We start from the raw sequence: 24769 nt of genomic DNA, 5'->3' as shown, positions 1-24769 counted from the left end.
GGAGCAAATAATGACGGATGTAAAAGAATTCAACCCCATTGAGACTGCGCGCAAAGTGGAGGACTCTTATCGTGAATACATTGCCACTACTATTCACTTTGATGACGCGGATTTGCAGAAGCAGCTTGAGACGATTCTCTGCGAGCCGGGATATCTTGCAAAGGGACCGTTTCTTGAGGCGGCGCCTCCGTACCGCAAGGATAAAACTGTGGCCGACCTGGTGGACGAGGGGTTTCTCTGCAAGGGCATGATGAGTTTAGGCGGCGGAGAGGCACGTAATTTTGACCCCTATCGCCCCTTATATGTGCATCAAGTTAAGGCTATTGAAAAGAGCGTTGCCGGGTGTAATTACGCCGTCGTTACGGGCACGGGTTCGGGTAAGACTGAGTGCTTCTTGCTTCCGATTCTGAATGACATCCTCTCAGAATTTGAAAAGAGTGGGCGCTCCGCTGGCGTCCGTGCCATGATTCTTTACCCGATGAACGCCCTTGCAAACGATCAGCTTAAACGATTGCGCCAGTTGCTGAAGGGGACCGATATTACCTTCGGGCGTTATACCGGCGACACAGAGGAGAAAGAGTCCGTGGCTCTCCGTAAGTGGAAAGACGAAAACCCGGATCAAACCAGACTGCCAAATGAAATCATCTCTCGCGAGAAAATACGTGAGAATCCACCCAACATTTTGCTTACAAACTACTCTATGCTTGAGTATCTCCTTCTACGTCCGGAGGATGCGCCGCTGTTCGAAGGGGCATTTGGTGCAAACTGGCGGCATATCGCCATCGATGAGGCGCACGTTTATTCGGGCGCGCTTGGCACCGAAATCGCATATTTGCTGCGTCGAGTAAAGGCTCGTATCGAATCGGAAACGGGGGAGCTGCCCAAGCTTCATTGTTACGCAACTTCCGCAACAATCGGCTCGGAAGAAGATATGCCGAAGGTGGCTAAATTTGCTCGGGATCTTTTTGGCGAGCCTTTCTCGGGTGATCCCGCAGATCTCGATGTCATCACGAGCGAGAAAGATCAGCCCCAAGATGCTCTTGATGAAAAGCCTTGGGGCACGCTTTCTCTAGACACTTGGGCGGAACTTCGCAGGGAACTTTCCGATCCTGAAAACGTAAACGTAGAAGACATTCGCAGCACACTCGCATCTGGTGGAGCTCCTGAAGAGGTTGTAGCGAGACTAGACGGCGAGTCCCCCCTAATGGGACTAGGAAAGATCCTTCTGGGTGAATCGTCTGCGGCAAAACTGGTGAGACGCTGCGAGCGTCTTTTCGACCTCACTGATCTTGACACCATTGAGGAGCTTGAGATCGAAGGGCTCACGGGAGATAAGAGAGGTGTGGAAATCCTCACTGCCATGGTTGAGGTGCTTTCCTCTGCGCAGCGCTCCAAGGATGTCCCCATTCTTACGAGTCGCTACCATTCCTTCTTGCGTGCTCCTGAGGGCATCTATTTAAATCTGCATACACGTAAGCTGACTCCTCACAAAACGATTGCGGAGCATTATGACGATGTAAACGATACTCCTGTATATGAGGTGTCGGTCTGTCGCCACTGTGGGCAGGCATACATCCTTGGTGAGGAGAGCTCCGATCCCGAGGTGAAGACTGCGTGGCTTAGTCCTCGACATGAAGGAACGGATTCCGACGACGAATTTCTTCCGAGGGTCTATTACCGTCTTCTCTCTGACGAATCGGAGAGAGATCCCGATGAGAAGATCCAATGGCTGTGCCCGATATGCGGGTCTTTGTATCATGAAGCCGAGGGTGGTGCTCATCGTTTCGAGCATGAGATTGTCGCCCGCATCCCAATTGCGCTCAACCAAAACGAGAAAAAACAAGCAGATGAGGCAGAAGCGCGTTGTCGCCATTGTGGATATCAGTCCGTTGTGGCAATTCAGCCTATGCGCGTTTCGCCTGAAGCTGCGGGCAGTGTCGTTTGCTACGACTTAGTCAGGGATATTCCTCCTTTTGATGAGGAGGCTGACGAGGATGATTTGTTTGCAGACCTCGATGAAGAACGCAGGGCCGGAAGTGTTATTTGCTTCTCGGACAAGCGCCAGGACGCGGCTTTCTTCGCGCCCGCATTGGACAGAACTTATGGAAACATCACACGTCGTCAGCTGATAAGAGAAGCGGTGGAGGCTCTGTCTCGCGACGGTGAAGGCTGTAAGCCGAGCTCAGTTATTGATTGGATAACAAGTGTTGCAAAGAGGCGATATCCGGGGGTCTTGGGTTCCAACAAGAGGGGCCAGGCGACGGCCTGGGTTCTCGATGAGCTTGCGGCCGAGGATTCGCGGAACAGCCTTGAAGGCCTTGGCGTTGTAAGGATCGAGCCTACTGAATTTAACAAGGGGTTTTCCCATCCTGGGGCGAAAAAGCTTGTCGCAAGGCAAGTGGATATACTTAATGCCGATGGGGCCACCTGGCTTTCATGCGAAGACTACATTTTGTTTGCAAGGACCTGTCTTGAACTGCTCCGAGAGAAAAACGTTATCGAGGTTCCTGAAGGGGTCCCTGAACTAAGAAACAATCATGAGAAGCGCGGCAACCTTGTCGTGCTTGAGAGCGACAGCTCTGCGTCAAAGGATATTGTTCAGTTTGCGGGAGATGCGGTACGTGGTACAGAAAATAAGCGCAGCGCCTTTATTCGCAAGTACGTCAAAAGGGTCCACGGTATCGAGCTGACCCGTGAGGACGTTCGCCCGATTCTGCAAAGTCTATTCCAGTTTATGGGGGAGTATCTAAGTTGCAAGCTATTTAGGGGCGAAGGATATCTGATCGATTCGCGTGAACACTTTAGGCTTGGCAGAGATATTTGGACTATGTATCCGCATTCCAACGATGATATTGTCTATCGTTGTGATGCGTGCGGATGTGAGACTCACCTGGATACGCATGGTGTTTGCATGACAACGAAATGCAACGGCACGATGGTGAAAATGAGCTTCGCAGAGGCAAGAGGCAAAGACCGCTACTATAAAACGGTATATCAAGATGAGGCGCTTCCTCTCAAAATCGAAGAGCATACGGCGCAGCTGTCTTCTAAAAAGGCCAGGGAAATACAGAGCGATTTTATTAAGGGCGACGTTAATGTTTTGAGTTGCACAACGACATTTGAGCTGGGTGTAGACGTCGGTGATTTGAGGGCAATCTTTATGAGAAATGTTCCGCCCAGCACTGCAAACTACACACAGCGTGCTGGACGCGTTGGACGCCGCGCTGGCAAGCCTGGATATGCCATCACATTTGCTCGCTTGCGGCCCCATGATGTCGCGTACTTTGAGGACCCAGCCAAGATAATTGGCGGCAACACGAGAGTGCCAATGTGTTATCTGAATAACGATGCCATTGCGATACGGCATGTTTTCGCTGTCGCTATGTCTGAGTTCTTTCGCTACGCGAGCCGGAGCTTGGGTAAAGACTACTCTCATGGATACAACGACTTTATGGATCTTTCTAAATCGGAGCCGGAAGGCCTCGAAGATCTTCGCCGCTTCCTTGCATCGCGGCCAAAGAGTGTCTATGAACAGCTCGTCCGCGTTGTTCCGCAAGGCATGCCTGTGGCGGAAGAAGTTGGCGTAAACGAGTGGGGGTGGATAGCAAAGCTCGTTGGGCCAATCGATTCGGCTGAGAATGGAGGCGGTGGCAGGCTTCTCCTTGCACATAGCCTTAAGCATGCTGATTTTGAGCGTGTTCAGGATGGTATTGAGCTGAATATGGGCGTCAACGACATTCTCGCATCCAAGCTTTTAAAGTCTAGGGATGCACTCAAGAAGGAGAGAACTATCGCAATTCTTGCCGAGAACGGAGTATTGCCTAAGTACGGGTTTCCGACTGATCTCGTAGAGCTCCATCTTCTTGATATTGAGAATTCTGTAGGTGAGAACAGGCTCGAGCTTTCTAGGGGTATGCGTCAAGCCATTAGGGAATATGCACCGGGGGCGGAAATCGTTGCCGGCAAGACGCTTTGGAAGTCCGTCGGACTCAGAAAGCCGAAAGGGCAAGAGTTGCGAAAGCGCAGGTATGGAAAGTGCCCAAATTGCGAAACATTTGTATGGCCCATTGAAAACTACAGTGATAAAGGCGAGTGCCCCGTTTGCCATACCGAGTTTGCTCTCGAAAAGAATATGCTCATACCTTCCTATGGTTTTGTCGGCACAGAAAACAAAAAAGGCATCGGGCTTAGAAGGCCGAGGCCAAAGGGGTATGCATCGGTGCACTTTAGCCAGCACTGGCCTAACGAGACTGCGACCGGAGAGTTTTGTTTACCTGGCGGTGCGGTGAAAGTAAAATATGCCGAAAACGGGCAACTTTGTGTGCTCAATAGCCCTGCTAAGGGTTTCCAAGTCTGCTCTTACTGCAATCGCGCTGCTGTTGGTGGAGAGAAGATTCAACATGCCTACTGGTGCGAGAAGAGCGGCGCTGCTCCAAAGATTAATAGGTTCAGCGCACTGGGTACGGCATTTGTGAGCGACGTTCTCGAGCTCGTATTTGATTTTGATGCGGCGACGGTTTGCTGCGATGGCGACTGGGAAGCTGTGATGTGGGCGCTGGTTACCGCTGCGGCTAAAATCCTTGAGGTTCCCGAGACCGAACTCGGAGGGACTACATACAAAAATGATGCAGGCAGCTTCTCAATACTCATCTATGATGACGTGCCTGGAGGAGCCGGTCATGTGCGCCAGCTCAGCAAAGAGGTGGCGGAACTAATTGAAGAGGCATATAAGGTCGTAGACGGTCATTGCGGATGCGGTGAAGAAACTTGCTGCTACGGTTGTATTGCAAATTATTACAACCAAGCTGTGCAGGCGAATCTTTCTCGAGGCGCTGCAAAGCGAATTTTGGGGACTCTTCTTGCTGTATCGCCTTCCGTTTGTTCTGCCGGCAATGCCGATGAGGATAAAGAACTCGATTGCGAGCCGGATTCCTCGGACTCGGTTGCTGGGTTTGAGCTATATGCCTCTGATGATGGCGCAAACAACAAGGCGCTATCGTTGGCCGAAGCGATGAAACTGTCAATCCAATCTGGTTCTACGGATGAATGGGCCGAGCTGGTTTGCGAGATGGCGAGCTACGATCCGCATTTGCGTTGGGAGACTCCGGACAAAGACGTGGATCTATCTAATGCTAGCGGCGACAGCGCTTACGCCACGTTTGTTTGGCGTAAGTCCAAGGTCATTCTTCTTGATGAAGAAGCGGCGAGCGATTTCAAAGATGTATTTGGGCCTGCTTGGCGCAACATTTCGGGTTGGAGCCTGTTTGTCGTTGGCGAGTGCTCCGCCAAAGATGTGATGGACGAGATTTATAAAGAGGCGTAGCTGTGGCTGCAAGAATGATACCGAGCCTTGGCCCGGCTGAATACGACGATCGGAGCCGTGAGGGGGAGATTTATTACGCGCTGAGCAAGCTTCCCGATGATTTTACGGTTATCCATTCATACAAGATGTTGGATGTTGTGGATGGAAACGCTATTGAGCAGAGGGAAGCCGATTTCGTCGTGTTTAATCGCAGGCTCGGTATCCTTGTCATCGAGGCGAAGGCGGGAAAGATTCGCTGCGAAAACGGCGAGTGGCTATACGGTAGCGGCATATCGATGAGGAGGCATGGAGGGCCTTATCGGCAGGCGGATAGCATCAAATGGAAGCTCATTAATCGCTTTGAGGATGTAGGGTTAGGAGAGCTTTGCGGTAGGTGCAAGGTTGCTCATGCGGTTTGGCTTCCGTCCCTGGGGGCACATGAACTTGGCTTTATTGATTACTCCCCCGAGGCTTCTCGCGATATTACTCTGTGCAAGACAGACCTTGGAGATCCAACTGCTCAAATAGTTCGCATCATGAGTATGGAAGTCGGGGGAAGGGAGACGAGACTCTCCAAGACCGAGGCTCAAGAGGTCTTGCATAAAGTGCTCTTGCCGGAGTTCGATATCGTCCCGACGAATTCGGTGGACTATCGATATAACGACTTCGTGTTCGCAAGGCTGCTGGACTCGCAAGCTCGCGTGTTGAATTTCATAAAGGATCAGAAGACAGCGGTAATTAACGGGGCGGCAGGAACTGGCAAAACTCTCATTGCAATTGAGAGAGCTAGGCAGGCCGCCTGTACGGGCAGGGTTCTCTTTTTGTGCTTTAACTCGCTTTTGAAGGAAGAGATTACTAGAAGGTGCGACGATGTCCCGGAAATTGACGTCTATACAATTCCGGGCTACGCCTGCAAGGTCTGCAATTCTCTCGAGCCAAACTACGCCAGCCTGACCGAAGAACTCATGGAGCACCCTGACTCGTTTCCCTATCAGCACATCGTAATAGATGAAGGCCAAGACTTTGGCCTCAAACCCATTGAAGATGCGATGGTGCTCGAAACCTTGCGTTCTATCGTGGACTCGAGGCCGGAAAGCACGATGTACCTCTTCTACGACAAAAGGCAGTTTGTCCAAGGCTCAACTATGCCCAGCTTCCTTATGGATGCCGATTGCAAGCTAACGCTTTATGTAAACTGCCGGAATACGGAGGCTATCGAGAGGTCTTCCTTGAGTGCTCTTGGTGAGGCGCATGGTTTTAGAATGCAGGTTATGGCTAGGCTCGGAAAACCTCCATTGCTTATGATTGATTGTGACGCCGCCGCGCAAGAGGCATTTGTGGATAAGCACATTGATCTACTCAAGAACGCTGGTATTAATGACATTGTGGTTATCACATGCAAGACACTGGAAAACTCTAAGCTGTCGAGTTGTTTCACTGGCGATCTGAGCTTAAAGAGATGGAAAGGTCAGAAGGTTCCCGTCCATACGGTGAGGAAGTTCAAGGGGATGGAGGCTGCTGCGGTAATTATGATTGATGTTGATCAAGCCTTATGGGAACAGCCGTCCATGAGCTACATGCCTGAGCCTGGAACTCTGTTTTATACGGCTGCTTCGAGGGCACGGCATGAGCTTAGAATTGTTTGCGACATGAATGGGGATGACTGCAACCATGCGCTCGTGGCGATGGGTGAAAAAGCGAATAGGCGCCCCGCCAAGAAGCTCGCAAATGTTCTGGGAGCAGTATTGGTTGGATAGGGCGCCGGCGCGCCCCACCGCCCTTTGTGAATCCGAGATTGTTTCCTAGGAGCTTCGCTGCTGCTTTCGTTGCTATTCATGTCATGTGTGGGCGCCAGCCTATATCACCGGGATATACCGCGACAAATACTCCTTGAGTGCGGGGTCGCACACATAGAGATACGTTCCCAGCATGCCACGCGTCATGAGGACATAGTAGGCGTTGACGATAATCTTCCGTAGCTCATCTTCGCTCGCCTTTTTCTTTGCGACAGCATCTTTGAAGTTCGCTTTGTTAACGCAGACGGCTCCTTTATCGGTGTCGTAGTAAATGTCTGGCCCCAGAATGACGAATCCGTAATTGAGGTCGTAGCCCTGCACCGTGTGGATGCATCCAACCTCGTTGACGGCGTTGGCAGAATTAACCCAATCCTTTTGGGTTGAGTTCCAACGTTTGGGAATGCCCTCGATGACGATGTCGAAAGCGTCTTTGTGTTTCTTCGTTTCCCACTTCCACGCAAAACCTGCCGTCATGCGGGATAGACCAACTTCTTCTTCCTTGGCTTGCTGCAGGGAACAGAAATCCTCAAATCGGTCGACGATTCCAAACTGGTATCTGGGGATATCGCTGTCCGGATCCCCGGCTCGCGAATCGTAAGGCTCCGATGAAAAGAGTTCGTTGAACTTCATGCCGGTATGCATAAACGCCTTGTTGTTGAGTAAGTCATAGACAAAATCGAGGTATTCGTCACCACCGCGTACGCGCATTTGTGTGCTTAGGCTGAACTCTTCAGTTTCAATGCCTGCTTCTTCGAGCTGATTGAGTCGCTGCTCAAGGCCGTCTCGATTGAGGCCGGATGCCCTGACTTGCTGCTTGGGGTCATAAAACAGATATGCCTTGTCGCAGCATTTGAATATCCAGTCAACTTGGTTGCTCGTATGTGGGAGGCCGAGACGATCGCAGGTGTTATAGAAGGCCTTGATGCCGGAGCCCATGCTTAGATAATTACCTAGTCGATGTGCTTCGTCGACAAGCAGGATGTCATACCGATCGTTTTTGGTAACATCGCTGGGGCTCAAGATATCGCCAGGCTTTAACCCTGGAAGGAAGTGCGTGAGTTTCCTGAGGGTCTTCTTCAGGGAATCCATGGGGGTGACAAAACCGACTCGCAGGCCGGAAAGGTTGGGCTCATTTTTGATTTTGAACATGAGACTGATGGCGAGGATTGTTTTACCTGTTCCCGGTGCGCCATTCACGACGGTTATACGTTCTCTTTTTGAGCCGCCATGTTTTGCGTCTTCATGCTCCTGTTCGAGACGTTTAAAAATCGTCTCGATCGTTTCGTATTGGTCGGGCGTAAGCGTCTTGAAAGGTGAGAACTTGAACAGATCGGAGTTCTCGAGCTCTTCAATCGGATGAATCGCGTAGTTTTCTTCGCGAAGCTTTGTCCAGAGGTCTCGGAACTTCTGGCGATATTGAGGCCGCTCAAAATAATCGAATTGGGCATAGCCGTTGTTGGCATTGGTGACCTGGTATTTTTCGTCGGCACAGAACAGCTCAATAAGTCGATTCTCGAACTCGAACGTTGCGGATTGGTTGAAGGTGGGATTGTCGATCAGAAGGGTCCGGTCGAAGTCCTTGTCCACGTTTGCAGCGTGTTGTTTCATACGGCGCTGGTAGTTGGTTGTTTGGCCGATGTATGCCGTCTTGTTTCTGCTGTTGGTAAGAATGTAAAGGACGGGCCAACTCTCGTCATGATGGGCTCCAGGCTTTGGCGTTCCAAAGTCCTGAAGTGATTCGCTTGTCTCAAAGGGCTGGGGCAGGGGAAGCGTGTATTGCCGAAGGGCGAACTCATTACTCATGATGGTCCGCCTTTCTGTATTCGTTAGATGATGCGTCGACGGGATAGCGCTCGCCATTGCGCTTGAGCTTGGACGAAAGCGCCGCTGGCAGGTCGATTTCATTTAAATCTGCGAAACGCAGAAGGAAAAGGAGCGTGTCGGCGACTTCGTCTTCGATGACTTGGCGCTGCTCGGTGTCTTCGAACATTTCTGCAATGCGCTCGTCGCTCATAAAACGAAAGAGCTGAAGGAGCTCGGAGGACTCAGTCGCCATGCCGATGGCAAGCTCTTTTGGCGTGTGATATTTGCGCCAGTCGCGTGCATCACAATAGTCCCTGACTTGTTCCGTCATGGCATCGAGCTTATCCATCGTCCGCAACCTCCCAGATGTTCATTATTTTATTATGACCGTATCTGGGGTTTATTGCACATCATTTGGGATGTGCGGTTTGTTTAGACGCGATTCCCCGGTGGGAGGTTTCACCATGAAGATCGAAGTTGATGTGGACCAACTGCGCGAGAGCCTGCTCGATCGCGCGGGGAGTGCAGCAGGCGTGGGCTTTCCGGCTGCCATGCTCGACGTAGTGGATATCGAGGATGAGTCGCCCCAAGAGCTCCTAGCCCGAGCCGAACGCGAAGGCCTCGACCTCCGTGATTTTGCCGTCGACGATGACTAGGAATGTGACTAGGGTAGCTAATTTGAGACGGAGCGTCTGCACCCGCAGCTGCGCGAACATACAAGATAAGCCGTCGCAATGGAGTCTACTGACCTCGCGACCGTTCTATTTTGACTGCTCGCTGGCTAAGTGAGTAGGCTTTATTGGAAATCCTGAGCACCCGACAAATTTGCTTCAACAAACCCGCAGGCCACAGACTTGTGCTTTGGTGACGTGGTCGGCGATTCGGCAAAAGTCTACTCACTTAGTTTTGAGAGGCGCTAATTGTCCGCAACGAGACCCCAGCCGGGGCGATTGATGCTCAAATGTAGCCAATTCGGGATGGCTGTCCCTTGCCGCTACGACGCCAGGGTGGCGATGACGGCTTCGTCGCCGGCGTATATATGGGTGTTGCCGTCGGGGATGATGGTTTGGCCGTCGCGCTTGAGCATCACGACGATAAAGGGGTGCTTGCCTTGTGGCACATCGCGCAGGCGCAGCCCCGCCAGACGCCCGTGGGGAGTCACGGTGACCTCACGCAGTGTAACCTCGGCACGTTCTTCAAACGTTGGCGCGGCCATCACCAGCAGGTCACCTTCCTCGATGACGGTATCGCCGTTGGGCAGCACCGGGTGTGCACCGTCGCGCAGCACCAGGACTACGAGCATGTCCGTGGCGCTGCCAATATCGGCGAGCGAGCGCCCGGCAAACGGATGACCCGTGCCCACCTTGAGCTTGACAAACGACATACCTTCTTCGTCGCGGTAATCGTTAAACGTACGGCGCACGTCGCCTTCCGCGTCGATCATATTGAGCTTCTTTGCCACCGCAGGCAGCAACGAGCCCTGCACCACAATGCTCGACACGGCAATTACAAACACCAGGTCAAACAGGTCGTGCCCGCCGGGAACGCCGGCCACCACGGCAAAGAGGCTAAACACGACCGAAGCGGCACCGCGCAGGCCCGCCCAGCTTACGAGTGCGACCTGGCGAGGATTGGACTTAAAGGGCGCCAGCAGCGTGCCCACGGCGATGGGGCGGCTCACGAAGAGCATAAACGCCATGAGCGCCAGGCCCGGTAGCAGCATTTGCGGCAGGCGGGCGGGCGTCACGAGCAGCCCGAGCAAAAAGAAGATGGTCATTTCGGCCATCTCGGTGAGGGTGTCAAAGAAGTGCGCCAGCTTGACCTTACCGGTGATGTCGCTCGCACCCAGCACAATGCCGGCAAGGTACACGGCTAAAAAGCCGTTGCCGCCCAGATAGCTCGGCAGCGCGTAGGCGACGATGGCCACGGCGAACAAAAAGATGGTCTGCGCGCCCTCGGCTGTTGCGTGCGCGCGCTCGATCAGGCGGCCCGATGCCCAGCCGATGACAAGGCCCAGCCCCACGCCCAGGATGATCTGCTTGGCGAGCAGCACAGGGATGTTAATGTCGCCGCCGGCCGCAAGGGTTGCAAGCACGGCGGTGAGCATGTAAGCGACGGGGTCGTTGGAGCCCGATTCGACCTCGAGCAGCGAGTCAGTGCCACCTCTCAGCGAAAGGTTGTGCTCGCGCAGCACGCTAAAGACGCTCGCTGCGTCGGTCGACGCCACGACCGAGCCCAGCAGCAGGCCGCCGATCCAGTCGAAGCCCAGTGCGAAGTGTGCAAAGGCGCCCGTGATGCCGGCGGTAATGACGACGCCGAGCGTGCTCAGCAGCACTGCGGGTACGGCGACGGGCTTGGCGCGGTCGATGTTGGTGTTAAAGCCGCCGTAGAACATGATGAACAGCAGCGCCGTGCTGCAGACGGTTTCGGTAAGCGCGTAGTCGCTAAAGTCAATGTGAGCCAGGCCGTTGACGCCCAACAGCATGCCCAGCGCGATAAAGATGAGCAGGGTGGGGAAGGGGAGTTTTTTGCCGACGGGCTTGATGGTCAGGCACAAAATGATGACGAGGCCGATAAAAAGAAGTATCTGGTTCATGGATAGTGTCCGCTCCTGGGTGGTTGGCGTGGCACGGTCAGTTGTCTGCGGTTATTTGTACCCAAAGATGGTGGGTTTATGGGAACGGATTGCGGGCGTGCGCATTTTCGACACGAGGCTGCGGCGTGTGCGAAGCTGGCCGGGAATCAGCTGCCGGCGGTGCACCGTGAACTGCGCGCGCGGGCGTGCGGCTGCTAACGACCGTTGGCGACGCGTGGCCCTTCCCAGCTTTATTGCAACGGAGTACAATGGGTAACGTTTAAGTTCAACTTGAAGTTTTAGTTGTGGCTCCGGGCTTCGGCCGTAATGCAGGGAAAGGCGTTCCATGGCGATCTATGTGACATCCGATGCTCACGGGCACGTGCGCGCGCTGGACGAGGCCCTTTCCAAGATCTCGCTGACGTCCGACGACACGCTGTACGTGTTGGGTGACATGATCGATCGCGGTCCCGATCCGGTCGGCGTCATCAACTTGGTGCGCTCGCTGTCCAACGCTCGCGTGCTTAAGGGTAACCACGAGCAGATTATGCTCGACGCGATCATCGGCCAGGACCCGCTCGATGCCGAGACCTGGGACATCAACGGCGGTTGGACCACGCGCCAGCAGCTCAACGATATGGAGTTTGAGGCATACGAGGAGCTGGTGCGCTGGGCCGCCGCCCTGCCGCTCTATGCGGTGGCAGAGACTGCCGAGCGTCCGTATCTGCTGGTGCACGCCGGTATTCAGACCGAGGCAGCGCGTGCGTTTTTGCTTGAGCATGGTGTCGATTGCGGTGACGGCAGGGGAGCGGTCGATGCCGATAGCGAGTTGCTGCAGCAAATGCTTGCCGTGCAGTCGTCCGATGACTTGCTGTGGATTCGCCATGGCTATTGGGATGCCCCGACGGGGCTGCTATCTGCCGAGGGCAAGGGTCCGGTCGTGGTGAGCGGCCACACGCCAACGGTGTCGCTGGGGCGCTATTGCGAGGTCGGCGGCCTGGCAGGGCTCGATGAGGAGTCGGGCCGCGGACAGATGGTGCGCTTGGGCGGTGAGGATACCGCCGGCGTTCCCGACCGCATCGACATCGACTGTGCCGCCGCCACCGGCTCCGAGTTCGGCCGCGTCGGCATCCTGCGCCTGGATGATGGTGCGGAGTTCTATGCGAACATTCTGCCCGGCGAATAATCGGTGCAAAGGGTAGCTAATTTGGGACGGGGCTTTTTTGACTACTTTTGCCCTTCTGCCCATCAAATGATTTTTCTGGGACGTGGATTACATAATCATTTGGATGCCCGCTGGCTAAGTGAGTAGACTTTTTTGGAAATGCCGAGCACCCAACATATTTGCCTCAATAAAACCGCAGGTCACAGACTTGTGCTTTGTAGGTGTGGTCGGGGATTCGGTAAAAGTCTACTCACTTAGTTTTGCGTGATGCATATTGTCCGCGACGAGACCCCAGCCGGGGTGATTCCATCGCAAATTCCGGTGGCCGAGGCAGCTAATTAGACACCGTACGGGTTGCGGGCTCGTTCTATGCGCTGGCGAATGTGGGCGTACTCGACAATCAACAGCACCAGCAGTAGGGCCATGATAGCCAGGTAGCTCACGACGGCACCCATTAGCCCCAGTAGGTTGATGAGGACCATCGGCACCACCACGCTCACGGCAAAGCAAATGAGGTAGATCTTGGTGACATCGCCGGCGTGGCGCAGCACTGTGATAATGGCGTAGATAAAATCGATGGCTGCGGTGATGCCGCCGGCGACGACCATCAGCAGCGCCAATGTGCGGTAGCGCTCAAAGTTGAGGCCGTACATAAAGCTCATAAGGGGAATGCCGGGGCCTGCCATAAACGCGGCGCATGCGCCAGTGAAACCCAAGATCAGCGCCATGACGGCGACAATAATTAAGTCAAAGCGGTGACGCTTGCGCGGGTTAGCCCAAATGCTCGACAAGCGTAAGAGCTGCGGTTTATAGATAAATCCAATGCTCAGCAAAATGGCCTGCGCCGGAAAGAATAGGGCATTAAAATACAGTTGATATTTGTAGGCCAGCGTGCCTTCCATCACAAATTTGGGCATGCTCTCGATAAGGTTGAACAAAAAGAGCGCGCCAAAGAGCGGGGCGCACTGCGCAAAAAGGCGGCCGACTTCGCGTATGCTCACGCGACGCGATTTTTCGGTCTCGAGCAGGGCGAGCGGGGCGGTGACCAGCACAAGCGAGGCGATCGCTGTAACACCCATGGCCATGGCCGCGATGGGCATGCTGCGCGTGAGGAACAGTGCCGCGCTAAAGACCGCGATGACGCCGACGGAGCGCAGCGTTTGGCTCATGCCGGCCAAATAGAGCTTGTCGGCCTGCTGCAGGCGGCCCTCGTACACGTCGGCGATGCCGTCGATCACCTTATACAGGTAGACGCCCAGGCCGATCGTCGCCATCTGCGCGTCATAGCCGCGGGCGCTGCTGTACATGAGGCCGCAGCCTAGGGCGAGAGCTCCGCAAAGCCAGCGGTTGAGCTGGTAGGAGGCAAAGGACGTCTTCTCGTCGATGTCCGAGACCTGAAAATTGCGCACGCCGTAGTTGCACGCGATCATGATGAGCGTGCCGGTGACAAAGGCGATGGAGAACTTGCCGGCTTCTTCGGCGCCTACAAGCTGCGTAGACACGATAGTGAGCAGCGGAAACGCCATGCCCCACACGGCGGTGCCGAGGGTGTTCCAAAGGTAGTCGCGACGGGTGGCGTGCTCCTCGTATTCGGCTTCCTGCATGGAGAAACCGCCGCCGTAGACGGCGCCGAGCAGGCGGTTCCACCAGGCGTTGACCATACGGCGGACAGGACCGGGCTCGCGATCGCGCTCGCGACGACGGCGTGTGGCCTGGCCGCTATTTGGCCCGCCGGCGTTGCGCTGACTCAGCTCCTGGATGCGCGCGAGCTCCTCGGCGGTGTGCGAGGCGGGGAAGAGGCCATTCTCGATGCGGCCGCCCTGTCCGTGCGCCCCGCCCGATACAGCGGGGTTGGCGATGCCGTTGCGGCGGGCGATGGCGCGGCGGATGCTATCGAGGGGCGAGATGCTCAAGGCGGGTCCTTTCTATTGCTGCGTTCTAGTATAGACGCGACGGTATCACTCATGTTTTTGAACGGATTGTTCAATATTTTCGGGGGGCGGCAGTAAATTGTCGGTGAGCGTGCGGTATCCTGTTGAAGTTATGTGATACCACGATGCCGCCCGCGCGGCACCAAGGAGCTTCTACCTATGGACGTCGCCGCATTCTTGCTGGCTCTTGTGCCGATCATTTGGCTTGTCGTGATGCTGCTGTGCTTTAAATGGCCAGCTTGGAAAGCCGCCATCGGTTCGTTTGTCCTTTCGTGCGTGCTTGCCTTCGCATGGTGGCACCTGCCGGCAGCGCAGATCGCGACCGCCTCGCTCGAAGGCTTTTTGATGGCCCTGTGGCCCATCGTTTTGGTAATCATCGCCGCGGTGTTCACGTATAACCTGTGCGTTCGCACGGGCGCCATGGACGTAATCGGCAGCATGATCACCTCCATCAGCAGCGATCGCCGTCTGCTGGCGCTGCTTGTGGCCTGGTGCTTTGGTGGCTTTATGGAGGGCATGGCCGGTTTTGGCACCGCCGTTGCTATTCCCGCCGGCATGCTCGCGGGCCTGGGCTTTGAGGCCGTGCCCGCCGTGCTCATCTGTCTGCTGGCCAACGGCGTGCCCACGCCCTACGGCTCCATTGGCATTCCCACGGTGTCCGTTGCCGGTCTGGTGGGCCTGGACCCGCTGCATTTGGCGACCGTTCAGATGGTGCAGTTGGCGCCTTTCTTTGCGATGATGCCTCTGTTTATCGTGCTGGTTGCGGGTCGTGTCGCCGATGACCAGGGTAATGTTGCGGGCGTTGCCGAGCGCCTGAACGGCGTGGCGGGCATCGCCGTGCTCTCCGGCGTGTCCTTTGCCGGTGCGGCCCTTGTCGTTGCCATGTTTGTGGGTCCCGAGCTTGCCGTCGTCGTCGGTTCCATCGTTTCGCTCGCGCTGACAGCTGCGCTTGCCATGCGTGCCGAGAAGTCGGGGCATCTGGACGCACGCTTCCACATGAATATCGAGGCCGGCGAGCAGCTCACCGCTAAGTCGGCGCTTTCGGCTTGGTCGTGCTTCATCCTTATCTTTGTGCTGCTGTTGGGAACGTCTAACCTGGTGCCTGCCGTGCATGCTGCGCTCGCACCGTTTGCGAGCCAGGTGCAGGTGTATTGCGGCGAGAACCCCGGCACGCTCACGTTTTCGTGGATCAACACGCCGGGCGTCTGGATTTTCCTGGCGGCGTTTGTCGGCGGCGCCATTCAGGGTGCTTCGCCGCGCTTGATGGGCAAGGTACTGGCCGCGACCGTCAAGCAGATGATGCCGACGGTCATTACCATGCTTTCGGTTCTGGGCTGTGCCAAGGTTATGGGCTATGCGGGCATGATCTCTTCGATCAGCGCGTTTTGCATTGCGGTCGCCGGTGGCCTGTACCCGGTTCTGGCTCCGTGGATCGGCGCGGTCGGTGCGTTCGTGACCGGTTCGGGCACGTCTTCTGGCATGCTGTTTGGTCCCATCCAGAGCCAGGCTGCCACCGCGCTGGGCGTGAGCGACTACTGGATGGTCGCGCTGAACGCGCTTGGCGTCGCTGCCGGCAAGATGATCTCGCCGCAGACGCTCGCCATCGGCCTGGCCGCCGTGCACGTGCGCGGCAAGGATGCCGAGCTCCTGGGCGCCGTCCTGCCCTACGCCGCCGGCATGCTGATCCTTATGAGCGCCATCGCCATGCTCGGCCAAGGCTTGCCGCTATAGTTGGCACTTAGGGACGCTTCTTTTGTGCCGGCATCCGGGGACACTCCTTGAATGTTGCCTGTTCAAGAGTGTCCCCAACGACTCGTCGTTTAAGAACGTCCCCAATGACTACCCAATAACTAGGCCGCTTGCCTGGGATTTTTGACCGTTGGGCGGGCTTGCCCCCCTTGCGGCAAAAACGTTTTTGCATATCGGGTACAACGGGCTTTACGTGAGTAAAGTGCGCGCCGCGCCCGCGTGACGCGCTTTTAAAGGAGGCCCCATGCCTGGTGTTACCCCTGCAGAAGTTCTGTCCAACTTTGGTATTACGCTGGTCGAAGATCCCGCCGAGAATCAGCCGCGTCTGCTGGTCGATCTACCTGCTGCGGAGCTCGTCGAGCACGCCATCCGCCGTGAAGAGGGCCGCATGGCATCCAACGGCGCGCTGGTAATCGAGACGGGGGAGCGCACCGGCCGTTCTCCCAACGACCGCTTTATCGTTGACACCCCCGATGTTCACGACAAGATCGCCTGGGGCGCCGTCAACCGCCCGCTTTCGATTGAGAGCTACGAGGCCATCAAGGCCGGCATCGTCGACTATCTCAACGAGCGCGACGTGTTCGTCACGCGCGGCATGGCGGGTGCCGACCGCAACCACACGCGTCGCCTGCTCGTTGCCTGCGAGCGCGCGAGCCAGGCGCTCTTCATTAAGCAGATGCTCGCCCGTCCGCTCGCTCGCGAAATTGCGCGCACCGGCGAGCCGGACTTTTGCGTGCTCGCGGCACCCGGGTACCAGTGCGACCCCGCCATCAAGGGCCTCAACTCCAGCGCCGCCGTGGTCATCAACTTCCAGGAGCGCGTGATTCTGGTTGCCGGCACCGGCTACTCCGGTGAGATTAAAAAGTCCATCTTCAGCGTCATGAATTACCTGCTGCCCGTCGAGGACGATGTGCTGCCCATGCATTGCTCGGCCAGCATGGATCCCGTCACGCACGAGACCGCCGTGTTCTTTGGCCTGTCCGGCACCGGCAAGACCACGCTTTCGGCCAATCCCACGCGCCTGCTGATCGGCGACGACGAGCACGGTTGGTCCGACATGGGCATCTTCAACATCGAGGGCGGCTGCTACGCCAAGTGCGAGGGCCTGGACGAGTTTCACGAGCCCGAGATCTTCAACGCCGTTCGCTTTGGCGCGATCTGCGAAAACGTGGTGCTCGACGAGAACCGCAAGCCCAACTACGATGACGTCTCGATCACGCACAACACGCGCGTTGCCTATCCCGTCGAGCATATCCCCAACGCGTGGACCAAGGGCATGGGCACCACCCCGAGCGTCGTGCTGTTTTTGACCTGCGATGCCTTTGGCGTGCTGCCGCCTATCTCGCGCCTGACGGCCGATGCCGCCATGTATCACTTTGTGACGGGCTTCACCGCCAAGATCCCCGGTACCGAGGTCGGCGTCACCGAGCCCACGCCTACGTTCTCCTCGCTGTTCGGAGAGCCGTTTATGCCGCTCGACCCTATGGTCTATGCCAAGATGCTCGGCGAGCGTATCGCCGACGGTCGCACCCGCGTCTATCTGCTCAACACCGGCTGGATTGGCGGCGGTTATGGCGTGGGCCATCGCATCGAGCTTGCCTACACGCGCGCCCTGGTCGCACGCGCCCTCGACGGTACCATCGAGGACAGCGAGTTCTTGCACGACGATATCTTTAATGTCGACATTCCCACCACGTGCCACGGTGTGCCGGACGGCATCCTGGTGCCGCGCCAGTACTGGCAGAGCACAGCGCGCTACGACGAGGCCGCGCACAACCTGGCGGTGATGTTCGAGGAGAACTTCGAGAAGAAGTACTCGCACCTGCCCGAGTCCGTCAAGGCCGCCGGCCCGCACGCTCAGGTGTCCGCCGAGGCCCGTCATCGCGGCCGCGGCCTGCTGGGACTCCGCCACTAGCGTCGCCTCGAGTCCATATCCACCGCAAAGAGGCAGGCGCCTTTGTGGTGATTTTGCTCGCACGGATGACTCGGGCTACAATACGCCTGACATATCGTCCCCTTCTCCGGATGGGGACAGCGTAAGCGCTCTTGTGACGGCACCGTAGGACTTTGAAGGTGGCCGCTGTAAGGGCGCTTTTTGTTTAGGCGCTCGCGTTGGCGCGAATTGCGAAAGGAGCACGTATGAAGGGCTTTGTTGCCGAGGATTCATTTTGGGAGCTATTTCCACAGGCGACGGTCGGCGTCGTGGTCGTAAAGGGCATGAAGCCCGCGGCTACGATTCCCCAGGAGGACGTGGACGCGATTGCGGCGCTGCTCGATCGCGCCAATATCGATGCGGAGCGCCATCTAACCAGCGATACTATCAGCGAGAACGCGCCGGTCAAGGCATGGCGCGAGGCCTATCGCCTGTTCAAGACTAAAAAGGGCGCCCGCTGCTCGATCGAGAACTTGCTCAAGCGCGTGCTCAAGGGCAAACCGGTCGGTCATATCACACCGGCGGTGGATATTTACAACACGGTGTCGCTGACCTACGCGCTGCCCGTGGGAGGCGAGGATTTGCACGCGATTGAGGGAGACCTTCGCTTGGAGGTGACCGACGGTGGCGATGCATTCCTGCCGCTTGGCGAGGAGGCGGATGACCCGACGCTGCCCGGCGAGCTCGCCTACATCGATGATGCGGGTGCCGTGTGCCGCTGCTGGAACTGGCGCGACGGCGTTCGAACGGCTCTGTCCGACGATTCTGCCGATGCGTTCCTGGCGATTGAGTGTGTTGAGCCCGAGCGAATGGGGGACTGTCAGGCCGCGATCGATCGCTTAGCCGAGCTGCTTGAGCGCTATCTGGGAGCGACGGTTGTCGTCAAGACGCTTGTGACCTGCGATAACCCGCGCGTGGAGCTCTAGCTCGGGCCAAACCACCACACAAACCACCACAAAGGTGCTATCCCCTTTGTGGTGGTTTTTATGTTGATGAGTTAACAATTGGGATATTTGGGTACGGGGGTTCGGGCATGTGGCTAAGATGTTTACCCGTTAGCATCATGCAAGCGAAAGGCGGTCGTCTCCCATGCAGCAGAACGACGAGACACGTTTTGAGGACTTTGTCGGACTGATTAGCGGGCTCTACAAGGAGATCCAGCGCATTAAGGCATCTGAGGGCGCAAGGCTGGGCCTTAAGGGTTCCGATATCATGTGCCTGTACTATCTTGAGCGCAGCAAGGACGGCTTGACTGGTGCCGACCTCGCCCGCATGGCAGGCGTGACCCGCGCTGCCGTCTCGCGCACGCTGGCGCATCTGGAAGAGGGCGGCTACGTCGAGGTCGACGATTCGGGCGATGCCGCCGTTAAGTATCGCGCCCCGGTTCGCCTGACCACGTTGGGCGGCGAGAGCATGAATGAGGCCGATCGCATTATTCGCGAGGTGCTCGATGCCACCGGCAAGGCCATGGGCGTGGAGCAGCGCGAGCAGATGTACGCGTCGCTGCGTACGATTCTCGACACCCTGCGCGAGCTGTAGGGCCGCCTAGGCATTTGCTTCCCTTTAACAACTGCATCGTCCCGTTTGAGCGCGTATACCGTGCCGGGACATTGCTGTCAAAATTCCCTGCGCGGGACCTGCGCAAGAAAGGATTCGCTATGTCCGTCCGCATTATTACCGATTCCGCAAGCGATATGTCGCCGGCGGAGCACCCGGCACTGGCTGTTTTGCCACTGTCCGTCACCTTTGGTACCGATGTGTACATGGATGGCGTCGACATCGATCACCAGCGCTTTTACGAGATGCTCGTGGAGCGCGATGAGCTGCCCAAGACCGGTCAGGTCAACCCGTACGCGTTTTCGCAGGCTATCGCCGAGGTTCGTGAGGCCGGCGATGAGGCCGTGATTATTACCGTGGGCGCTAAGCTTTCCGGCACCAATCAGAGTGCCCGTACCGCACTTGCCGAGGCACCGGGCGGCGATGTGTTCGTGGTAGACAGCAACAACGTCACCCTGGGCGAGCGCGTGCTGGTCGAGTATGCCCTGCGCTTGGTGGACGAGGGCCGTGGCGCTGCCCAGATCGCGGCGGCGGTTGAGGCCGTGCGCGACCGCGTGGTGGTTATCGGCCTGCTCGAGACGCTGGAGTACCTGGTGCGCGGCGGTCGCCTGTCTGCTGCGGCCGGCGCCGTGGGTACGCTGCTCAACGTAAAGCCCGTGGTGGCTGCCGAGGACGGTCTGATCGTGCAGCTGGGCAAGGCGCGCGGTTCCAAGAACGGTCGCAACCTGCTGAACCAAAAGGTCGAAAAGGCGGGCGGCGTCGACTTTTCCATGCCGCTGGCGCTCGGCTATACGGGCCTTTCGGATGCGGTGCTCAAGAAGTATATCGAGGATAGCGCCGCGCTGTGGGCTGGCCACACCGAGGGCGAGCTGCCCGTTCACACCATCGGCGCCACCATCGGCACCCATGTAGGCCCCGGTGCCGTAGCAGTAGCCTTCTTCCAGCCTGCCAACTAACCGACCTGCCAAAAAGGGACAGGTTTATTTTGGCAGGTTTTATCTGGGCAAACGCTACCTGCTATGCCATGTGATCCCTCGGCGATGACGGGGTTGCGGACCATCGGCCGCACGGAGGCCGCAAATGATCCGCAACCCTGCCGTCCCCGAGGGATCATTTGATTTATGCTGTTGCGGGCGGAAAGGAGCATCGATGGCGTCTGAGGGCTTTTTTGAGCGGGTGTACGAGGTGGTCGAACAGATCCCCGAGGGGATGGTCGCCACGTATGGTCAGGTGGCGCTGCTTGCCGGTCGTCCGCGAAGCGCGCGGTATGTGGGGTATGCCCTGCATAGCAATCCGCGGCCCGGTCAGATTCCCTGTCACCGCGTGGTGTTTGCCGACGGCCGTATCTGTGAGGGCTTTGCCTTTGGCGGCCCCGATGCACAGCGTGAGCTTTTGCTAGGGGAGGGTGTGGCGTTTAAGGACGACATGCACGTCGACTTGGCCGCCTTTCGCTGGCCAGCAGGGCTCTAGCGGCTCTGCCGTGGCCAAAACCACTACAAAGGTGCCTGTCCCCTTTGCGGTGGAACGCCGGCGCCGTTGACGTTTCTCCAGAAAAAACCTGCCAAAATAAATCAGTCCCTATTTGTTAGGTTTACCGTGGCTAACTTATGGAGAAGGTATGGCGGCACGATTTGACGCTGTAAAGTAAACAAAGGCGAACTATATTGTATTCAACAACGGAGCAGGCAATAGGCGATGAAAAAGCCTGCCCTGTTGAGTTTGATTCGCATTCCTCCCCTCTGTGCGATTCAACGGTGTACTTCGGGAACGGGCCCGCCGGCTGCCATGGTCGGCGGGCGCTTTCCTGTAGGCATGGGGCAAACCCATCAGGTCTGTTATCCCATAATGAGGTACTGACGTTTGGTTTTAGGGGGGCACTAACTTTGATTGTTAGTCCCGCTTACAGCAACCGATCTTGGTAAATCCCTGCGGCGCTTCTTCGCCTGCGGGGATTCTTGGGCTGTCGCTTCCCAGATATGCTTCTACATGCCGCGCGAACGCTTGCCACGACCACTCGTCTTTATCGGCCTCAAGCCGATCGGGAGAAATCGCGTTGAACAGGCACGTTGGAATCTCGTGCTCGTGCAGATTCTTAGCGATACACGGTGTGCAGCCCTTCTCGTGGTTGACAGGGTTAAATGGGCATTTCCGGTCGTTGCAGGTACAAAACGCAACTGAGCTCATGGGACTCCTTCCGGTCGGTCGGGTCTGCCGTAAAAGCTGCCGCATGTTAAACAATAGGGTGTCATTGCTTAACAGGATATAGCCTCAAGGTGCTTGCGACTTAGGGGTTCTGCCAAGCGGCTGAATATCTCGGCGACCGACCTCTGAAGAAAACAAAACCGCCGCAACGAGGATTGTGCCAATCGCGGCGGTTTAGTTTGAGTGTTGTTTATTGCTCTCGACTAGTACACCATGCCCATGGCGTCCTGAACCTCGGCCAGGGTCTGCTCGGCGATCTCGTTGGCACGACGGTTGCCCTCGTGCAGCACGTCCTTCACATAGTCCAGATCGTTCTCATAGCGCTGGCGACGCTCGCGGATCGGTGCGAAGTACTCGTTGACGGCCTCGGTCACGTACTTCTTGAGTTGGCCAGAGCCACCCATGCCAATCTCCTCGGCAATCTCGACCTCGGAGCGGCCGGTGCAGATGGCAGCCGTCGAAAGCAGGCCGGACACGCCGGGGCGGTTCTCGGGGTCGAACGTGATCATGCGCTCGGAGTCGGTCTGGCTCTTCTTGATGCGCTTGGCCGTCTCCTCGGCGGTCATCGAGATATTGATGGCGTTGCCGTAGCTCTTGCTCATCTTGCGGCCGTCCAGGCCGGGCAGCAGCGGGGTCTCGGACAGCAGCGCGTCGACCTCGGGGAACACCTTGCCGTAGCGGTTGTTAAAGCGGCGGGCGATGGTGCGGGTGAGCTCGATGTGCGGCAGCTGGTCGCGACCGACGGGCACAACGTTACCCTTGCAGAACAGGATGTCGCAGGCCTGGTGTACCGGATAGGTGAGCAGAAGGCCGGTGAGCTCGTGGCCCGAGGCCTCCATCTCGGCCTTGACGGTGGGGTTGCGCGCCAGCTCGGCCTCGGAGACCAGCGACAGGAACGGCAGCATGAGCTGGTTGGCGGCGGGCACGGCGGAGTGCGTGTAGATCATGGTCTTGTCGGGGTCGATACCGCAGGCAAGGTAGTCCATGACCATGTTATACACGTTGTCCTGGATGTGCTCGGTGGTGTCGCGGTCGGTGATGACCTGGTAGTCGGCAATGAGCACGTTGGTCTTGGCGCCCATATTCTGCAACTCCACGCGGCCCTTGAGGGTGCCAAAGTAGTGGCCTAGGTGCAGACGGCCGGTGGGGCGGTCGCCGGTAAGCATGGTGAACTTCTCGGGCGTCTTGGCCAGGCCCTCGCGAATGGCGTTGCTCTTTTGCAGCGCGACTTCGTAGCTGTTCTCGTTTGGCATGATTGCTCCTAACGTATGTTCATGGGTCAAGATGATAACGCGTTTATTGAGAGGGGCGGGCGAAAGTGGGCAGGGGGGGTGGTAAGGCGAGACATGCGTGGCGGTCGAGGCGCGGTCACGAGCGGCCGACGGTAAGCAGAGCGACCTTCTGCAGCAAACCTTAATGCCTGTGGTGGCGCTCTCCCTTACGCTCCTCGGCCGCTTGCTCCTCCTGCTTAAAGGCGGGGTCGTCGGGGGTTATCAGCTCGTCTTCGTGCGTGCGCTTGTTGTAATGGTGGCGTAGCACGGGCTCAAACAGGTGCAGGTGCTTGGCGAAGGCTGCCGAGCCAATGCCAAGGACGGTAAAGATGAGCACGCGCATGGGGACTTCGACCTGGTTGATGGCGGCCGCACCGGCCGAAAGCAGGACACACCAGGCATAGATAAGCAGCACAGCCTGCTTCTGGTTATAGCCCTCTTGAATGAGGCGGTGGTGGATGTGGCCTTTGTCGGCCTGCCCAATGCTAATGTGGGCGCGCTTGCGGCGCACGATGGCGCTAAACGTGTCGATGATGGGCACACCGGCAACGATGAGCGGAATGATAAGCGAGGTGAGCGCGGCGGTGCGGCTCACATTAAGCAGCGAAATGGAACCAAGCGCAAAGCCCAGCAGCAGCGACCCCGAGTCGCCCAGAAAGATGCTCGCGGGGTTGAAGTTGTAGCGCAAGAAGGCCAGGCAGGCGCCAAACAACGCGATGGAGAGCGCGGCGGCATCGATGCGGCCCGAGAGAACGGCCATCGAGAACATCGTGAACGATGCGATGCCGCAGATGCCTGTGGCCAGGCCATCGAGGCCGTCGATAAGGTTGATAATGTTGGTGAACGCCACCAGGTAGACCACGGTGATGGGGTAGGCAAGCCAGCCGAGCATAATCTCGCCGGGGGCAAGCGGGTTGAGGATGACGCCGATTTTTAGGCCACCCACGCAGGCGATGAGCGCGGCGAGGACCTGGCCGGCGAGCTTTTGCTTGGGCTTAAGCTGGAAGACGTCGTCGATCGCGCCGGTCGCAAAAATGACGGTAAAAGAAAGCGCCAGCATGGGGTAGCTAATGTGCAGGCGCGGATGCGGGACCAAGACGGGCGGCCAGCCCAGATGCCAGGTGCCCATAATCTGAACGATGCAGGCAACGACCAGGCCCAAAAAGACCGCCGTACCTCCCAAGCGCGGGATGGGCTTGGTGTTGATACGGCGTTTTGAAGGATAGTCAACGGCGTCGAGCTTGATTGCCAGACGTTTAACCAGGGGCACCGTAAGGAAGGTCGTGATATATGCCGCGGCTGCCACGCAAAGGAACGGTATGTAGCTCGTGGATGAAGCCATGTATCAAAAACCGCCAAGCGTCGAAGGAAAAGGTCAAAGGATGCCATGCCGCAAAGGGTATAGCTGACCCATGATACTCGACCAAAGGGGGTGCGGGGAATCGCGCCGATCGATAATCACGCGCTTACCAGATATTGGGATGG

General features: G+C 57.1%; 17 protein-coding genes. 10 read left to right on the top strand and 7 right to left on the bottom strand.

Annotation, left to right across the window (positions count from 1 at the left end; translation table 11 throughout):
- The first annotated feature begins 10 nt into the window (after positions 1-10).
- The gene (locus ACQRC0_RS04115) at positions 11-5323 is read left to right on the top strand and encodes a DEAD/DEAH box helicase (RefSeq protein ID WP_427727989.1); all 5313 of its coding nucleotides are present in this window, start codon (positions 11-13) and stop codon (positions 5321-5323) included.
- Positions 5324-5325: 2 nt separating this feature from the next.
- Complete coding sequence (locus ACQRC0_RS04110; RefSeq protein ID WP_427727988.1) at positions 5326-7059, top strand: ATP-binding domain-containing protein; 1734 nt, start codon at positions 5326-5328, stop codon at positions 7057-7059.
- A 99-nt stretch (positions 7060-7158) separates the two neighbouring features.
- Here the strand turns inward: ACQRC0_RS04110 and ACQRC0_RS04105 are convergent, their stop codons facing one another.
- Positions 7159-8901 carry a DNA/RNA helicase domain-containing protein gene (locus ACQRC0_RS04105; RefSeq protein WP_427727986.1) on the bottom strand — a complete coding sequence of 581 codons (1743 nt, stop codon included), beginning with the start codon at positions 8899-8901 and terminating at the stop codon, positions 7159-7161.
- Positions 8894-9250, bottom strand: coding sequence for a nucleotide pyrophosphohydrolase (locus tag ACQRC0_RS04100; RefSeq protein WP_427727984.1), 357 nt, complete (start codon positions 9248-9250; stop codon positions 8894-8896). The genes ACQRC0_RS04105 and ACQRC0_RS04100 overlap by 8 nt, the downstream gene beginning before the upstream one ends.
- Positions 9251-9365: 115 nt before the next feature.
- Here ACQRC0_RS04100 and ACQRC0_RS04095 point away from each other — a divergent pair, with 115 nt between their 5' ends.
- A complete protein-coding gene (locus tag ACQRC0_RS04095; protein WP_427727982.1) occupies positions 9366-9557 on the top strand; it encodes a hypothetical protein in 192 nt (63 codons plus the stop codon).
- Positions 9558-9895: 338 nt separating this feature from the next.
- On the opposite strand, the gene ACQRC0_RS04090 is transcribed toward ACQRC0_RS04095, so the two are convergent.
- Complete coding sequence (locus ACQRC0_RS04090) at positions 9896-11497, bottom strand: potassium/proton antiporter (RefSeq protein WP_427727980.1); 1602 nt, start codon at positions 11495-11497, stop codon at positions 9896-9898.
- A 325-nt stretch (positions 11498-11822) separates the two neighbouring features.
- On the opposite strand from ACQRC0_RS04090, the gene ACQRC0_RS04085 reads away from it, so the two are divergent.
- Positions 11823-12662 carry a metallophosphoesterase gene (locus tag ACQRC0_RS04085; RefSeq protein ID WP_427727978.1) on the top strand — a complete coding sequence of 280 codons (840 nt, stop codon included), beginning with the start codon at positions 11823-11825 and terminating at the stop codon, positions 12660-12662.
- Between the two features lie 317 nt (positions 12663-12979).
- Here the strand turns inward: ACQRC0_RS04085 and ACQRC0_RS04080 are convergent, their stop codons facing one another.
- A complete protein-coding gene (locus tag ACQRC0_RS04080) occupies positions 12980-14554 on the bottom strand; it encodes a lipopolysaccharide biosynthesis protein (RefSeq protein WP_427727975.1) in 1575 nt (524 codons plus the stop codon).
- 177 nt (positions 14555-14731) lie between these two features.
- Between ACQRC0_RS04080 and ACQRC0_RS04075 the strand changes: the two genes are divergently transcribed.
- From ACQRC0_RS04075 to ACQRC0_RS04050, 6 genes are all read left to right on the top strand, one after another.
- Positions 14732-16303 carry an L-lactate permease gene (locus tag ACQRC0_RS04075; protein WP_427727973.1) on the top strand — a complete coding sequence of 524 codons (1572 nt, stop codon included), beginning with the start codon at positions 14732-14734 and terminating at the stop codon, positions 16301-16303.
- Positions 16304-16565: 262 nt separating this feature from the next.
- On the top strand, positions 16566-18236 hold the full coding sequence (pckA, locus tag ACQRC0_RS04070) for a phosphoenolpyruvate carboxykinase (ATP) (protein WP_427719537.1): 1671 nt from the start codon (positions 16566-16568) through the stop codon (positions 18234-18236).
- Positions 18237-18460: 224 nt separating this feature from the next.
- Complete coding sequence (locus ACQRC0_RS04065; RefSeq protein ID WP_427727970.1) at positions 18461-19180, top strand: B3/B4 domain-containing protein; 720 nt, start codon at positions 18461-18463, stop codon at positions 19178-19180.
- A 163-nt stretch (positions 19181-19343) separates the two neighbouring features.
- On the top strand, positions 19344-19793 hold the full coding sequence (locus ACQRC0_RS04060; protein WP_154515655.1) for a MarR family winged helix-turn-helix transcriptional regulator: 450 nt from the start codon (positions 19344-19346) through the stop codon (positions 19791-19793).
- Between the two features lie 119 nt (positions 19794-19912).
- On the top strand, positions 19913-20767 hold the full coding sequence (locus ACQRC0_RS04055) for a DegV family protein (protein ID WP_427727967.1): 855 nt from the start codon (positions 19913-19915) through the stop codon (positions 20765-20767).
- A 193-nt stretch (positions 20768-20960) separates the two neighbouring features.
- Positions 20961-21281 (top strand): MGMT family protein, encoded by a 321-nt coding sequence (locus tag ACQRC0_RS04050; protein WP_427727964.1) that lies wholly within the window; start codon positions 20961-20963, stop codon positions 21279-21281.
- Between the two features lie 420 nt (positions 21282-21701).
- On the opposite strand, the gene ACQRC0_RS04045 is transcribed toward ACQRC0_RS04050, so the two are convergent.
- The 3 genes from ACQRC0_RS04045 to ACQRC0_RS04035 form a co-directional block, all read right to left on the bottom strand.
- Positions 21702-21995 (bottom strand): DUF6485 family protein, encoded by a 294-nt coding sequence (locus ACQRC0_RS04045; protein ID WP_195838532.1) that lies wholly within the window; start codon positions 21993-21995, stop codon positions 21702-21704.
- A 221-nt stretch (positions 21996-22216) separates the two neighbouring features.
- Positions 22217-23266 (bottom strand): tryptophan--tRNA ligase, encoded by a 1050-nt coding sequence (trpS, locus tag ACQRC0_RS04040; RefSeq protein WP_427727961.1) that lies wholly within the window; start codon positions 23264-23266, stop codon positions 22217-22219.
- Between the two features lie 160 nt (positions 23267-23426).
- Positions 23427-24626 carry an MraY family glycosyltransferase gene (locus ACQRC0_RS04035; RefSeq protein ID WP_427727958.1) on the bottom strand — a complete coding sequence of 400 codons (1200 nt, stop codon included), beginning with the start codon at positions 24624-24626 and terminating at the stop codon, positions 23427-23429.
- Between the last annotated feature and the right edge of the window lie 143 nt (positions 24627-24769).

The organism is Collinsella sp. SGI.033 (assembly GCF_050315135.1).
Classification (GTDB): Bacteria; Actinomycetota; Coriobacteriia; order Coriobacteriales; family Coriobacteriaceae; genus Collinsella.
Note: the sequence above shows the minus strand (reverse complement) of the source record. Positions and strands in the feature narration are given on the sequence as shown.

Bases quoted from the DNA above. Each gene is read 5' to 3' on its own strand.
- ACQRC0_RS04035 (WP_427727958.1), bottom strand. From the start codon at position 24,626: ATGGCTTCATCCACGAGCTACATACCGTTCCTTTGCGTGGCAGCCGCG.
- ACQRC0_RS04085 (WP_427727978.1), top strand. From the start codon at position 11,823: ATGGCGATCTATGTGACATCCGATGCTCACGGGCACGTGCGCGCGCTG.
- ACQRC0_RS04060 (WP_154515655.1), top strand. From the start codon at position 19,344: ATGCAGCAGAACGACGAGACACGTTTTGAGGACTTTGTCGGACTGATT.
- ACQRC0_RS04045 (WP_195838532.1), bottom strand. From the start codon at position 21,995: ATGAGCTCAGTTGCGTTTTGTACCTGCAACGACCGGAAATGCCCATTT.
- ACQRC0_RS04065 (WP_427727970.1), top strand. From the start codon at position 18,461: ATGAAGGGCTTTGTTGCCGAGGATTCATTTTGGGAGCTATTTCCACAG.
- ACQRC0_RS04105 (WP_427727986.1), bottom strand. From the start codon at position 8,901: ATGAGTAATGAGTTCGCCCTTCGGCAATACACGCTTCCCCTGCCCCAG.
- ACQRC0_RS04075 (WP_427727973.1), top strand. From the start codon at position 14,732: ATGGACGTCGCCGCATTCTTGCTGGCTCTTGTGCCGATCATTTGGCTT.
- ACQRC0_RS04055 (WP_427727967.1), top strand. From the start codon at position 19,913: ATGTCCGTCCGCATTATTACCGATTCCGCAAGCGATATGTCGCCGGCG.
- ACQRC0_RS04115 (WP_427727989.1), top strand. From the start codon at position 11: ATGACGGATGTAAAAGAATTCAACCCCATTGAGACTGCGCGCAAAGTG.
- ACQRC0_RS04100 (WP_427727984.1), bottom strand. From the start codon at position 9,250: ATGGATAAGCTCGATGCCATGACGGAACAAGTCAGGGACTATTGTGAT.
- ACQRC0_RS04050 (WP_427727964.1), top strand. From the start codon at position 20,961: ATGGCGTCTGAGGGCTTTTTTGAGCGGGTGTACGAGGTGGTCGAACAG.
- trpS (WP_427727961.1), bottom strand. From the start codon at position 23,266: ATGCCAAACGAGAACAGCTACGAAGTCGCGCTGCAAAAGAGCAACGCC.
- ACQRC0_RS04090 (WP_427727980.1), bottom strand. From the start codon at position 11,497: ATGAACCAGATACTTCTTTTTATCGGCCTCGTCATCATTTTGTGCCTG.
- ACQRC0_RS04095 (WP_427727982.1), top strand. From the start codon at position 9,366: ATGAAGATCGAAGTTGATGTGGACCAACTGCGCGAGAGCCTGCTCGAT.
- pckA (WP_427719537.1), top strand. From the start codon at position 16,566: ATGCCTGGTGTTACCCCTGCAGAAGTTCTGTCCAACTTTGGTATTACG.